This is a genomic window from Janthinobacterium sp. TND4EL3 (genome assembly GCF_900156175.1).
Classification (GTDB): Bacteria; Pseudomonadota; Gammaproteobacteria; order Burkholderiales; family Burkholderiaceae_D; genus Janthinobacterium.
This window is the reverse complement of sequence record NZ_FTMV01000002.1, coordinates 1-13,578: the sequence shown is the minus strand read 5'-3', so window position 1 is coordinate 13,578 and position 13,578 is coordinate 1. Positions and strand designations below refer to the sequence as shown.

Genomic DNA, 13,578 nt, shown 5'->3' with positions numbered 1-13,578 from the left:
TGTTGAAGTCTCCTGTTGTTCTTTTAATGCAGGTCGCGCAAAGGATGGCTATCCCATGGCGCCGTGAAATATTCATTGAGATACGCTGCGCCGACGTCGGCCAGGCTGGCCGGCTGCCATTGCGGCGCGTTGTCCTTGTCGATCAGCAAGGCGCGCACGCCCTCCCGGAAATCGCCATGGGCGCAACATTGCACGGCGACAATGAGTTCCAGCTGGAACACTTGCGCCAGACTCATGTGGCGCGTACGCTCGCGCATGGCCCACACGAGGGCGGCCGAGCTGGGCGCGCCCTTGTCCAGCGAGTGGGCCGCCTTTTGCAACCAGGCCGAATCGCCGTCATACGCGGCGATGGCAGCCACCACTTCGGCCAAGGTGGGCGCTTGCGTCAGCGCGGCGATGGCGTCGAAATTGGCGCGCACTTCGGAGACGGGCAGCATCGATGGCGGGGCCGAGAAACCGCGCAGCAAGCGGCTCAGCTGCTGTTGATTCGCCTGCGGACTGGCTTGCCATTGCGCCAGCGCCAGCGCATCGAGCACCATGGCGCGCTCTTCCTGGCGCAGGAAATAGTCGCCCAGGCCCGTAAACAGGGCGTCGGCCGCGTTCAGCGGCGCACCCGTCAAGCCGAGGAACAGGCCGCTGCGTCCCGGCATGCGGCCCAGGAACCAGCTGCCGCCCACGTCGGGGAACAGGCCGATCGTGATTTCCGGCATGGCGATGCGCGTGCTTTCCGTCACGACGCGGTGGCTGGCGCCCGCCATCAGGCCCAGGCCGCCGCCCATGACGATGCCGCCGCCCCACACCAGCAACGGTTTCGCATACGTATGGATGCGGTGGTCGAGCCGGTACTCTTCGGCAAAAAAGGCCAGCGCCTGCGGATTCGGCACGATGCCGGGCTGCTCGACGATGGCCGTGCGCAGGCTGCGCACGTCGCCGCCCGCACAAAAGGCCTTGTCCGTCGACGACTGCAGCACCACGCAGGCGATGGCAGCGTCAGCGGCCCAGCGCACCAGGGCGCCGTCGATGGCGCGTATCATGTCCAGGGTCAGCGCGTGCAGGGATTTGGGCGCGTCGAGGGTGATGACGCCCAGCTTCATGCCGCCAGGACAGTCGCGCTCCTCGATTTTCACGGTTTCAAGCAAAGGCTCAACCATTCTTCCACTCCGCCACACGTTTTTCCAGGAACGCCTGCACGCCCTCTTTCTGGTCTTGCGTATCGAACAAGCCCAGGAACAGGGTGCGTTCGTCCGGCAGGGAATTGACGAGGGGACGGCTGCGCGCGCCCTGGATCAGGGTCTTGCACGCCGTCACGCTGCTGGGGCTCTGGCGCGCCACCTTGGCGGCCAGGGCCAGCGCCGTGGCGGCAGCCTTGCCGGTTGGCACGACTTCCTCGACGAGGCCGATGGCCAGGGCCTTGGCCGCATCGACGCGTTCGCCGCATAAAATCATGCGCTTGGCCCAGCCTTCGCCCACCAGCCACGGCAAGTGCTGCGTGCCGCCCGCACATGGCAGCAGGCCGACGGAGGCTTCCGGCAAGGCCATCTGCGCATGTTCCTCGGCGATGCGGATATCGCAAGCGAGCGCGCATTCGAGCCCGCCGCCCATGGCATAGCCGTTGATGGCGGCGATGCTGACGCCGCGGAATGCGGACAGCGCCTCGAAGGCTTCGCCAAAGGCGGCGGCCATGGCGAACGCCGTGTCCTTGTTGCCGTCGGCAAACACGTTCAGGTCGGCGCCGGCCGAGAAAAACTTGGCACCGCCACCCGTGATCACGAGAGCGTACACGTCGGCGTCCGCGTTCAGGTCGGCCACCAGTTCTTTCAGCGCGTTCAGGCTGGCCAGGGTCCACGTGTGGGCGGGCGGGTTGTCGAGAGTCACCAGGGCCGTGTGGCCACGGCGTTCCAGCAGAAGATTGGTATACACTTTAGTCATCGTAAGGTCTCCGTGGCGCCGTCTTTCAAGATCGCTCGCGCGACGATCAGGCGCATGATTTCATTCGTCCCTTCCAGGATCTGGTGTACCCGCGTGTCGCGCACGTGGCGCTCGAGCGGGTACTCGCGGATGTAGCCATAGCCGCCGTGCAACTGCAGCGCATCGTTGGCCACATTAAAACCCACATCCGTGGCGAAACGTTTGGCCATGGCGCAATACGCCGTCGCGTCCGGGCTTTCCTGGTCGAGTTTCCAGGCCGCCAGGCGCACCATCTGGCGCGCCGCCACCAGCTCCGTCAGCATGTCGGCCAGCTTGAATTGCAGGGCCTGGAACTGGGCCAGTTCGCGGCCGAACTGCGTGCGCTCCTTCATGTACGTTTGCGCGCGCGTCAGGGCCGCCTGCGCCGTGCCCACCGAGCACACGGCGATATTGATGCGCCCGCCGTCGATGCCCTTCATGGCAATCGTAAAGCCTTCGCCTTCCGCGCCCAGCAAGTTACCAACAGGCACTTTCACCTGGTCGAAGCTGATGATGCGCGTGGGCTGGCTGTTCCAGCCCATCTTCTCTTCTTTCTTGCCGTACACGATGCCGGGCAAATTCGCCGGCACGGCAAAGGCGGAAATGCCGGCCGCGCCCTCGCCGCCGGTTCTCGCCATGACGATCAGCATGTCCGTCTGCCCCGCGCCCGAGATAAACGCTTTCGTGCCGTCCAGCACATAAAAGTCGCCATCCTTGACGGCCTTGGTGCGCAACGATGCCGCGTCGGAACCCGATTGCGGTTCCGTCAGGCAATAGCTAGCCAGCTTCTGGCCGGCGGCCAGGGCCGGCACCCACTCGTCGCACAGGGCTTCCTGCCCCCAGCGCGACAGCATCCAGGTAGCCATGTTGTGGATGGTGATGTAAGCCGTGGTCGAGGTGCAGCCGCCGGCCAGTTCCTCGAAGACGATGGCCGCGTCCTGGCGCGACAGGCCCAGGCCGCCCCAGCGCTGCGGCGTGTACAGGCCGCAAAAGCCCATCTCGCCCGCCTTGGCGATGGTTTCCACCGGGAAGATCGATTCCGCATCCCAATGCGCCGCGTGCGGCGCCAGTTCGCCTTCGGCAAACGCGCGCGCCGCCTGCTGGAACTCGCGCTGCTCGTCGCTCAATTCAAAGTCCATGGCAGCTCCTTACTTGAGGCTGATGGTGGTGTTGACCTTGCCCACCGACGCTGCATCCGTGAACCAGCGCTGGGTGATCGTCTGCGTCTGCGTGTAGAACAGCACGACCTGCTTGCCGAACGGACCCAGGTCGCCCAGCTTGGAGCCGCGCGAGCCCGTAAAGCTGAACAGGGGAACGGGCACGGGAATCGGCACGTTGATGCCCACCTGGCCCACGTCGATTTCTTCCTGGAAATAGCGCGCGGCGGCGCCGCTTTGCGTGAACAGGGCCGTGCCGTTGCCGTTCGGATTCGCGTTGACGAGTTCAATGGCTTCGTCCAGGGTGTCGACTTCGACGACGATCAGGACGGGGCCAAAGATTTCCTGGTCATACACGACCATGCCGGGTTTGACGCCGGACAAGATCGTCGGCCCGACGAAGTTGCCGTTCGGATAGCCATCGACCTTCACGTCGCGGCCATCGAGGGTCAGCACGGCGCCCTGTTCGATGCCCTTGGCGACGAGGCTATGCACGCGCTCTTTCGCCGCGCAGGAAATGACGGGACCGAGGTCCGGATTGTCCTTGCCCGCGCCGACCGTCAGGGTTTGCGCCTTGGCGGCCAGTTCCGGCAGCCACTCGCGCGCTTCGCCCACCAGCACGGCCACCGATGCAGCCATGCAGCGCTGGCCGGCCGCGCCGAAGCCGGCGCCCAGCAGCTGATTCAGGGTCTGTTCTTTATTTGCGTCAGGCAAGACGACGGCGTGGTTCTTGGCGCCCATCATGCATTGCGCGCGCTTGCCGTTCAGGCTGGCGCGCTGGTACACATGCGTGCCCACCTTGCTGGAGCCGACAAACGAGATCGCCTTGATGTCCGGGTGGTCGCACAGGGCGTTGACCACGTCTTCGCCGCCGTGAATGACGTTCAGCACGCCGGCCGGGATACCCGCCTGCAAGGCCAGGCGCACGAGTTTTTCCGTCACGAGCGGGTCTTGCTCCGATGGTTTCAAGACAAACGTATTGCCACAGGCAATCGCCATCGGGAACATCCACAGGGGGATCATGGCGGGGAAGTTGAACGGGGTAATGCCGACGCACACGCCCAGCGGCTGCAGCACGCTGTAGGTATCGACACCGCCGGCCACGTTCTGCGCAAATTCGCCCATCTGCAGGGTGCCGATGTTGGCCGCATGCTCGACCACTTCCAGGCCACGGAACACGTCGCCTTCCGCGTCGAGCAGGGTCTTGCCCTGTTCCATCGTCAGGGTGGCGGCCAGGTCGGCCATGTTTTCGCGGATCAGCTGTTGCAGTTTCAAAAAGATGCGGGCACGGGCGCCGATCGGCGTCTTGCGCCAGGTTTTGAAGGCGCGCTGGGCCGAGGCGATGGCCGCGTTGACTTCATCAGGTGTAGCGAACGGTACCTTGGCCAGGACTTCCTGCGTGGCAGGGTTGACGACGTCGCGCCAGACGGTGGTGCGGGATTCGACCCACTCGCCGTTGATCAACAGTGGAACGGTCGGAATTGCGGTTTGCGTGGTCACTCGGTGTCTCCTCGTTGGGGTATGGTCTGTTTGCATTATTCGCACAATCCAGCCTGCAAACAAGGCGTGAAAATGCGAGATAATGCAAAGACGAATCTGTTAATCTGCAAAGATTGTAAATTTGCAGACTCCACAAACCGGGGAAGAGGAAACGCGATGGCAAAGGTTTTCATGGGCGTGCGCCTGCAGCGGCTGCGCGAAGAACGGCGCATGACGCAGGTGGCGCTGGCCAAGGCCCTGGGCATCTCGCCCAGCTACCTGAACCAGATGGAGCGCAACCAGCGCCCGCTGACGGTGCCGATCCTGCTGCGCATCGGCAGTGTGCTCGGAGTCGATCCGCAAATCTTTTCCGAACACGACAGCGCCAGCCTGGTGGCCGACGTGCGCGACGTGTTCGGCGAATTGCCCGACGCGCCGCCCACCTCGATGGCGGAATTGAAAATGCTGGTGGAAAACATGCCGGAACTGGCGCGTTCGATCTTGCTCTTGCAGCGGCGCTACCGCGTGATGGCGGAACGGGCCGATACCCTGGCCGCGCGCCTCGACGATGGCAGCCGCGGCGCCAGCTCGGCGGCGCCGTCCACGGACGAGGAAGTGCGCGAATACCTGAACCGGCGGCAAAACTACATCGATGAGCTGGACCGGGCGGCCGAAAGGGTGGCGGGCGAATTCGATCCGGCCCTGCGCACGCTCGACGCGCTGCAGGGCCGCTTGCTGGAGCGCCACGGCATCCAGGTGCGGCTGTCCGATGGCGACGCGGGCATGGTGCGCAAGCACCGCTTTGATGCGCAACAACACATCCTGTTTTTGCCCGACACCCTGACGGGCGGCCAGCGCGCCTTCCAGATGGCGGCGCAGATCAGCCTGCTCGAACATAGCGACCTCATCGACGCCCTGGTGCTGGCGGCGGGGTTGTCCGGCGCGGCCGCGCAGACGGGCGCGCGCCTGGCCTTCTCGAATTATTTCGCGGGCGCCCTCTTGATGCCCTACCAGCGTTTTTTACAGGCGGCGGAAACGCGCGCCTACGATATCGAACGCCTGGCGCACCAGTTCGGCGTGGGTTTCGAGGCCGTGTGCCACCGTTTGAGCACCATGCAGCGCCCCGATGCGGCGGGGCTGCCGTTCTTCTTCGTGCGCGTCGACCGCGCGGGCAATGTCTCGAAGCGCCAGTCGGCCACGGACTTTCACTTTTCACGGGTGGGCGGCACTTGCCCCCTGTGGATCGTCTACGACGCCTTCAGCCATCCGGGCCAGGTGCTCACGCAAGTGGCCAGCATGCCCGACGGCTGCACCTATCTGTGGATCGCGCGCCAGGTCAGCACGGCCTCGCCGGGATTCCGGGCGCCCGGCAAGACGTTTGCCGTGGCGCTGGGCTGCGACATCTCGCAGGCGCACAGGCTGATCTATTCGAAGGGACTCGATTTGCACGATCCCAGCAGCGCCACGCCCATCGGCACGGGCTGCAAGGTGTGCGAGCGCCAGAGCTGCCCGCAGCGGGCGTTTCCGTCGCTGCTGGCACCTCCACCGGCGTCAGCCTGATTTACTCGACGACTCTTGCCCGCAGCGCGTCAAATTCGCGCGCAAATTGCGCGCGCCAGTCGCGCCGCGTGGACTCGGCTATCCAGGCCGCGTCGAGGCCATTCAACATGAAGCCGCGCATGTCGTCGAGGCCGAAGCCGAATTCGCGCATCATCATCCAGGCGCCCGTCGGCGTCACGTGGTGCAGGGTCGGGTCGTCCGTGTTCGGATGCAGTTTCAGGCCCAGCTTGGCCATGGCGCGGATCGGGTGGTCGAGCGCCCAGCGTTCGGGCGCCAGGGTACGCAGATAATATGAATTGGTGGGCACCACGGTAAATACCAGGCCCCGCTCCACGCAGCGCTGCGCCAATTGAGGATTATCAACAATGGTGTAGCCGTGATCGACCCGGTCCACCTGCAATTCGTCTATCGCCGTCGCCACGTTCATCCACGGCATGCCGAATTCGCCCGCGTGCGCCGTGCATTTGAAGCCGGCTTCGCGCGCGGCGCGGTAGGCCTCGATGAACAGTTCCGGCGGACGGTCGTTTTCGCGGTAGTCGATGCCGATGCCGATCACTTCCGGCGCGCGGTAGGCCTTCATCCATTCCACCATCTGCACGGCTTCCGCGGGAGCCGCTTCGCGGTCGATGCTGGGGATCAAGCGGCCGATCACGCCAAAATCGCGCTGCGCGTCGCGGATGGCGGCCACGATGGCGTCTTGCGCCGCCTCATAGCGGATGCCCGACACGCGCACGGTGCCGGTCGGATTCCAGAAGAACTCCGCGTAGCGCACGCCGTGGCCATGCGCATCTTCCAGGTATTCGTAGGCGAGGCAATACAGGTCCGTCGGCGTGACGATCAGGTGCGCGTCGAGCGCGCGCAGCACGCGCAGCACGCCCACGGGCTTGTCGCCGCGCGTATAGAACGCGTCGATTTCCTCGGGGGTGACGACATTGCCCGTCTTGGCGGCCAGTGCGCGAAAAGTCGCCTGGCGCACCGTGCCGAACAGGTGGCAATGCAGCTCCACTTTCGGCATGGCGCGTAAAAACTGTTCGATGCTCAGGGGGGAATTAGACATGAAGCTCGTTTCGTAGTGAAGTGGGTCAGACGAGAATGGCGGCCAGGCGGCGCATCAGGCGCTCGATGGCGGCGGGGCCATCGGCCAGCATTGCCACCTGCGCGTTGATGGGTGCGCGGCGCGGCACGCGGAACTCGCACACCGTCATGCCGCGCGTCAGTTCGCCCGTCAATTCGATGGCCACGTGAGCCGGCTGGAACTGGAACAGCTGCGGCGCTTCCAGATACAGCGCTACCACGGGGTCGTACATGGGCATGGGCACGGAGCCGTCGTCACTGCGGATGCGCACATACGCTTCCAGGTAGCCGGCCAGACGCTGCGCGCGCGGCGTGCCGATGGCGCGCAGCTGCTGCACTTGCGCATTCGTCACCAGCAGCTGGCGGCACAGGTTCAGGCCGAACATGCGCAGCGGGATGCCGGATTTGAACACCTGGGCGGCCGCTTCCGGGTCCGCATAGATATTGAATTCGGCCGCCGCCGTGTGGTTGCCCTGGTCGGTGGAGCCGCCCATCAGGATGATTTCGACGATTTTTTCGGCGATATCGGGCGCGCGGCTCAGGGCGGTCGCCAGGTTCGTCATCGGCGCAATGGCCATGACGGTGATCTGGCCCGGATGCTTGCGCACGGCGGCGATCAGCGCGTCGACGGCGTGGCCGGGAGCATCACTGGCGGCGCCAGGCGGCAGGATGTCGCCCGTCGTCGGCATGCCGCTGTCGCCGAGGATGCGCTGCGCCGTTTCGATGACGCCGGCAAGCGGCTCTTCGCAGCCGCGGTAGATGGGCACCGTCAAGCCGTCATGGGCCTTGATGCGCAGAGCATTGTCGTAGGTGATGGCGACGGGCGCATTGCCCGCCACCACGCTCACGCCCAGCCACTCGATGTCCGGATTGCTGCCCAGCAGCAACATCGTCAGCCAGTCGTCGAAACCGGGGTCGGTATCGAGCCAGATCTTTTTCAAGGCTTGGGTCATGATGGTTTCCAGTCGAGGTTAGGCTGCCAGGCACAGGGCGCTGTCGGACGGCAGCACGAACGAGACGGCCGTGCCTTCGCGCCAGGCGGCGCCGCCGGCCGCGCAAATGCCCTTGACCTGGCCCAGCGGCGTTTGCAGCAGGTATTCGACGGTGTCGCCCAAAAAGCCCCGTGCCAGCACGGTGCCCGGGTAGTGAGCGGCCGCGTCGTCGGCGGCACACACGCGCACCTTGTCCGGACGCCAGCCCAGCACCGTGGTGCCGGCAGCAACGGGGGACGTGTACGGCAGGCTGGCGCCCGCGTGGTGCAGCGCGCCGTCGCGGTAGTCGAACAGGTTTTCGAAACCCATGAAGTTGGCGACGAAACGCGTCGACGGGGTATTGAACACGGCTTCCGGCGCGGCCAGCTGCTCGATGCGCCCGCCGTTCATGACGACGATGCGGTCGGACAGGGCCAGCGCTTCTTCCTGGTCATGCGTCACGTACAGCATGGTGATGCCCAGTTCGCGCTGGATGCGGCGCAGCTCGGCGCGCATCTGCACGCGCAGCTTGGCGTCCAGGTTCGACAGCGGCTCATCCAACAGCAGCAGGGCCGGCTCGACGACGATGGCGCGCGCCAGCGCTACGCGCTGCTGCTGGCCGCCGGACATCTGCGCCGGCAAGCGCGTCTCGAACCCCGTCAGGCCCACGGCGGCGATCACGGCTTCCACTTTCGTTTTCAGCAGGGCTGGCGCAACCTTGCGCAGGCGCAAGCCGAAAGCGATGTTGTCGTATACATTCAGGTGAGGGAACAGGGCATACGACTGGAAGACCATGCCGATATTGCGCTTGTTCGGCGCCAGCTTGCCGATTTCGCGGCCGTCGAGCACGATGCGGCCCGACTGCAGCGGCATCAGGCCGGCGATCGCGCGCATGGTGGTGGTCTTGCCGCAGCCGCTGGGGCCCAGCAGCGAGATCAGTTCGCCCTGCTCGACGTGCAGGTCCAGGTCTTTCACGGACGTCGTGTTCTTGGCGTAGCCGAGGTTCAGCTTGTGCAGTTCCAGATAACTCATCGTGTATTGCCTCTTACATGTATTTAGAAATGCCCAGCACCTTCTCGGTCACCATCACGAAGGCCATGGTGAACAAGACCAGCAAGGTCGACAGGGCCGCGATCGACGGATCGAAACTGTTTTCCATATGCCCCAGCATCTCGATGGGCAAGGTGCTGATGCCCGGCCCCGTCAGGAACAGCGACACGGGCACCTGGTTGAACGAGGTGACGAAGGCGAGGAAGAAGGCGGCGATCACGGCGTTGCGGATATTCGGCAGCACGATCATGAAAAACGCACGCAGGCGCGACGCGCCCAGGGTGATGGCCGCATCCTCGATATCCACGCGCAGATTCACCAGGCTGGCGTACACGACGCGCACCGAATACGGAATCAAGAGCGCGATATGGCCGATCAGCAGGCCCACGTAGACGGGCGCGTTGATGGTCAAGACCAGGTGGTGCAGCAAGCCCAGACCGACGAGGATGGCGGGAATGATCAGCGGCGACGTCAGGATTTGCCGGATGGCGCCGATGCCGGGCGGCGGCATGCGCGAAAACGCATACGCGACGGGTATGCCCAGCAACAGCGCGATGACGGTGGCGATCAGGCCGATTTCCAGGCTGGTCTGGAAGGCGCGGCGGAACTCCGGCGCCGACCACACTTCGATAATCCAGCGCAGCGAATACGACTCGGGCGGGAAGGCCAGGGTTTCCCCGCCGGAAAAGCCGGCCAGCACGACGATGGCGAAGGGCCCCAGCAGGAACAGGAACACGAGCCACAGGACGGCGCGCGAGAATAAGCTTTCTTTCATACGGAACTCCGGCTCGAGGAAATACGTTTAAGGCCGGCGTTCACCAGCAAAGTCATGCAGACGAGGATGACGGCGATGACGTTGGCGGCGCCAAAGTCGCTCTCCACGCTGACCTTCTGGTACAGCAGCGTTTCCAGCATCAGCACCTTGGTGCCGCCCAGCAGGGCCGGCGTCACGTAGGCCGTCACGCAGCCCGTAAACACCAGGGTGCCGCCGACGACCAGGCCTTCCTGCGTCAGCGGCAGGGTGACCTTGCAGAATACTTGCCAGGGATTGGCGCCCAACGTCGCCGCGGCCGGTTCCACGTCGCGCGGCAGGTTTTCCAGCGCGCCCGCCAGCGACATCAGCATCAAGGGCAGCAGCAATTGCAGCAGGCCGACAAAGACGGCAAATTCGCTGAACAGCAAACGCAGCGGCTCTTCCGTGAAGCCCATGTTGACGAGCGCCGCGTTGACGGCGCCGTTGCGGCCCAGCAACACGATCCAGGCGTAGGTACGCGCGATGGGCGAGACCATCAGCGGCAGGATCATCATGCCCACCACCAGCCCGCGCCACTTCGGCGACACGCGCGCCACGGCTTGCGCGGCCGGGTAGCCGAGGATGACGGAAGCGAGCGTCACCAGCGCGGCGATGCGCAGGGTGCGCCAGAAGATGGTGCGGTTGAATTCCTGCGAAAAGAATGCAACGAAGCGGTCAACGCCCCACTGCATGCCGTCGCCGACGCGGAAGGCGTCGACCAGCAGCGCCAGCACGGGCAGCAGGAAGCAGACGACGATAAAGATCAGCGCGGGCAGGACCAGCAGCAGTCCCAGGCGCTTTTTTGGATCAGCAAACATGGTGTTTTCTCCTCGTCACCACTATTTGCTCATGGCCTTGTTCCACTGCGTCATCCAGTTCGTGCGTTGCTTGATGATGGTTTCCGGCTTGACGAATTTCAGCGAATTGATCTGGTCGGGGCCATAGGTATTGAATTGCGCGGCCGCCACGGACAGGCGCACGTCCTTGTTGACGGGCGAGTCGACCAGGTTGGTCGCCAGCTGCGTCTGCACTTCCTTGGACAGCCAGAAATCCATCAGCTGGTAGGCCAGGTCCGCATTCTTCGAGCCGGCGACGATGCCCATCACGTTCATGCCGGCCGCCTGGCCTTCGGCCGGGATGCTCCACTTCAGGGGCAGGCCCGTCTTGAGCATTTGCGACCACGTGAAGCGCGCCACGGGCGCGGCCCAGATTTCATCCTGCGCGAACAATGCCGCCAGCTGCGCGCTGTTCTTCGAGAACGTGACGACGTTGCCCTTCATGCCGACGATCTTGGCAAAGCCCGTGGCGTAGTCGTCCGTCTTGCCGCCCCAGGCCGCATCGGCCATGCGCAGCATCAAGGGACCCTGCGTGGTGCTCACGTCGGGGAAGGCGACGCGGCCCTTCAGTTCGGGGCGCCACAGGTCCTTCCAGGACGTCAGCGGGGCGATCTTGTCGCTGCGGTACACCAGGCCCACCGAGTACAGCGTGTAGCCGACGGCGTAGTTGCCGCCGATGGGGTTTTTCGCCACGTCGTACAGGGCCTTGTAATTGCTCAATTTGGAGTAATCCATGGGCTGGATGACGCCCTTCTGCGCCGCCTCCAGCATGCCGGAATCGGACAGCAGCACCAGGTCGATCACCGGGTTCTTGGCGTGCACCACCAGCTTGGCGATGCGGTCCGCATTATTCCCCGTTTCCACCTTGATATCGCAACCGCATTTGGCCTTGAACGGCTCGTACACATACTTCATGAACAGGGGCTGGGCAATCGGGTAGGCCGAAATGACCAGCTCGCGTTTTTCCGCGTGGGCGGCGTTGGCCAGCAAGCCTAGGCTCAACGCCAGCATGAGGTGCTTTTTCAAGATGCTTCCTTTCAGGGGGCGGCGCTGCGGGACAGCGCCTGTAAAGATGAATCAGAATCAGAAATAATGTCGCATGCCGACGATCAGGACGCTTTGCGTCTTGCCGGCGGAGGCGCCAAAGCCGAACACGCGGGCGAACGTCGCATCGCCGGCCGCCTTCTGGTAGCTCCACGTGATGGCGACATCGGTGCGCTTGGACAGGAAGTAATCGGCCTGGAAGTTGACCTGATGCCATTTCGGCGTCTTGTTGATCACGTCGTACTTACCGGTGGTATAGAAATACGACGCGCCCAGGTTCAGCGCTTCCGTCAGCTTGTGGTTCACGTTCAGATCCACGTTTTGCAGGGTCAGATTGCTTTGGTCCAGGTAGTGGTAGCGCACGTTGGTGTACAGCGCGCCAAACTTGGTCCTGCCCACATTATAAAAGCCTCCCGTACCGGCGATGGCCTGGCTGTCCACGCCGGCGCCCTTGACGGCGCTCTTGTTGAAGATCAACAGGGAACTGCCGTAGTCGTTGCCGATGGCGCCATTCGGCGCATCGGGGCTGTTCGGGTGATCCATCTTGGTATAGGCCACGGCCCAGCTGAAGGCATCGACCTTGTAGCCGGCGCCCATGCTGTAGACGCGGTTGCGGTTCGAGTCTGCCGGATTTTCGCTGAAACCATACAAGCCCGTGAACGACAGGTTGCTGATGTTCGGGCTGACGTACTTGACGGCATTTTGCACGCGCAAGTTGTTGTAGCCATTGTCGTTGTCGCCGATGTGCACGCCGTTACTGGCGATCACCACCGGGCCCAGCAGGTCCTTGACGGCTTCGTACTGGCGGCCCAGGGTCAGCGTGCCCTTGTCGTTGCTCGACAGGCCCACATACGACTGGCGGCCGAACAGGCGCCCGCTTTGCGAGGCCGTGCCCGTCATCACGTTAAAACCGTTCTCCAGCACGAAGACGGCCTTGGTGCCGTCGCCCAGGTCTTCCTGCCCGCGGAAGCCGATGCGGGGATTCTGGTTCGTGCCGCTCAGCGCATGCGTGCGGCTGCCGTTACCCTCATCCGAGACATAGCCGATGCCGGCCGACAGCAAGCCATACACTTGCACGCTGCTTTGCGCCTGCGCCGCGCCCTGCGCCGCCAGCAAGCCACCCACTACCACCGTTCCCGTCATCCATTTGTTCATCGCCGCCACCCTAAATAAGAATACACCCTGAGTTTTTTGGAATTATTGTGATTGCCTGCGTCCCTTGCATGCTGGCTGCCGCGTGTGCCGGCGCCGCATGGCAAGCGCTTCTCTGAAAATTGTTGCTTTCAAGACAAGTAAGGACCAGTCCAGAATATGGTAAATTGCGGGATAAGAAAATTTGTTTATTTTTATAAATCCATTAATTTTTTTGATAAACAACGCGCATGCATGAACTGAGCAAGAAGATTTCCTTACGACATTTACAAGCATTTTCCACCCTAGCCCGGGTAAACAGCTTCAGCAAGGCTGCACAGGAGTTGTGCGTGACCCAGCCGGCCCTCAGCGCCTCGATCAAGCTGCTGGAAAATCAGCTGGGAAAAAAGTTGTTTAACCGCACAACCCACCAGCTGGAACGTAAGCGTAAATCCAGCACCGTCTTGAGCCCGGCAATGAATTAGAAGATGATGGCATCACACCGCTGGGAAGCGGCGTGTTTTTAAGCCGAAGGG

At 63.5% G+C, this 13,578-nt stretch carries 13 protein-coding genes; 2 read left to right on the top strand and 11 right to left on the bottom strand.

What is annotated here, in order from left to right:
• Positions 1 to 23: 23 nt before the first annotated feature.
• Genes BXA07_RS03665 through BXA07_RS03650 form a run of 4 tightly spaced genes read right to left on the bottom strand, consistent with a single transcriptional unit; the run spans position 24 to position 4,640 of the window.
• Complete coding sequence (locus BXA07_RS03665; protein WP_076565733.1) at positions 24 to 1,151, bottom strand: enoyl-CoA hydratase/isomerase family protein; 1,128 nt, start codon at positions 1,149 to 1,151, stop codon at positions 24 to 26.
• The gene (locus tag BXA07_RS03660) at positions 1,144 to 1,929 is read right to left on the bottom strand and encodes an enoyl-CoA hydratase (RefSeq protein ID WP_076565731.1); all 786 of its coding nucleotides are present in this window, start codon (positions 1,927 to 1,929) and stop codon (positions 1,144 to 1,146) included. The genes BXA07_RS03665 and BXA07_RS03660 overlap by 8 nt, the downstream gene beginning before the upstream one ends.
• The gene (locus BXA07_RS03655) at positions 1,926 to 3,086 is read right to left on the bottom strand and encodes an acyl-CoA dehydrogenase family protein (RefSeq protein ID WP_076565730.1); all 1,161 of its coding nucleotides are present in this window, start codon (positions 3,084 to 3,086) and stop codon (positions 1,926 to 1,928) included. Before BXA07_RS03655 ends, BXA07_RS03660 begins: the two co-directional genes overlap by 4 nt.
• Positions 3,087 to 3,095: 9 nt before the next feature.
• Positions 3,096 to 4,640, bottom strand: coding sequence for a CoA-acylating methylmalonate-semialdehyde dehydrogenase (locus BXA07_RS03650; protein WP_076565728.1), 1,545 nt, complete (start codon positions 4,638 to 4,640; stop codon positions 3,096 to 3,098).
• Between the two features lie 120 nt (positions 4,641 to 4,760).
• Here BXA07_RS03650 and BXA07_RS03645 point away from each other — a divergent pair, with 120 nt between their 5' ends.
• Positions 4,761 to 6,143 carry a short-chain fatty acyl-CoA regulator family protein gene (locus BXA07_RS03645; protein WP_076565727.1) on the top strand — a complete coding sequence of 461 codons (1,383 nt, stop codon included), beginning with the start codon at positions 4,761 to 4,763 and terminating at the stop codon, positions 6,141 to 6,143.
• A 1-nt stretch (position 6,144) separates the two neighbouring features.
• Here BXA07_RS03645 and BXA07_RS03640 read toward each other — a convergent pair whose 3' ends face one another.
• From BXA07_RS03640 to BXA07_RS03610, 7 genes are read right to left on the bottom strand one after another with little or no spacing between them, the layout of a single operon-like run.
• On the bottom strand, positions 6,145 to 7,200 hold the full coding sequence (locus BXA07_RS03640) for an adenosine deaminase family protein (protein WP_076565725.1): 1,056 nt from the start codon (positions 7,198 to 7,200) through the stop codon (positions 6,145 to 6,147).
• Positions 7,201 to 7,225: 25 nt separating this feature from the next.
• Entirely contained in the window at positions 7,226 to 8,170 is a 945-nt protein-coding gene (locus tag BXA07_RS03635; RefSeq protein ID WP_244556174.1) for a nucleoside hydrolase, read from the bottom strand.
• 18 nt (positions 8,171 to 8,188) lie between these two features.
• A complete protein-coding gene (locus BXA07_RS03630) occupies positions 8,189 to 9,220 on the bottom strand; it encodes an ABC transporter ATP-binding protein (RefSeq protein WP_076565724.1) in 1,032 nt (343 codons plus the stop codon).
• A gap of 13 nt (positions 9,221 to 9,233) precedes the next feature.
• Positions 9,234 to 10,013 (bottom strand): ABC transporter permease, encoded by a 780-nt coding sequence (locus BXA07_RS03625; protein WP_034778814.1) that lies wholly within the window; start codon positions 10,011 to 10,013, stop codon positions 9,234 to 9,236.
• Positions 10,010 to 10,849 (bottom strand): ABC transporter permease, encoded by an 840-nt coding sequence (locus BXA07_RS03620; protein WP_076565722.1) that lies wholly within the window; start codon positions 10,847 to 10,849, stop codon positions 10,010 to 10,012. Before BXA07_RS03620 ends, BXA07_RS03625 begins: the two co-directional genes overlap by 4 nt.
• Positions 10,850 to 10,870: 21 nt before the next feature.
• Positions 10,871 to 11,893, bottom strand: coding sequence for an ABC transporter substrate-binding protein (locus tag BXA07_RS03615; RefSeq protein ID WP_244556173.1), 1,023 nt, complete (start codon positions 11,891 to 11,893; stop codon positions 10,871 to 10,873).
• Between the two features lie 57 nt (positions 11,894 to 11,950).
• A complete protein-coding gene (locus BXA07_RS03610; protein WP_244556172.1) occupies positions 11,951 to 13,066 on the bottom strand; it encodes a porin in 1,116 nt (371 codons plus the stop codon).
• A gap of 227 nt (positions 13,067 to 13,293) precedes the next feature.
• On the opposite strand from BXA07_RS03610, the gene BXA07_RS03605 reads away from it, so the two are divergent.
• Positions 13,294 to 13,527 carry a helix-turn-helix domain-containing protein gene (locus BXA07_RS03605; protein WP_244556171.1) on the top strand — a complete coding sequence of 78 codons (234 nt, stop codon included), beginning with the start codon at positions 13,294 to 13,296 and terminating at the stop codon, positions 13,525 to 13,527.
• The last annotated feature ends 51 nt before the right edge of the window (positions 13,528 to 13,578 follow it).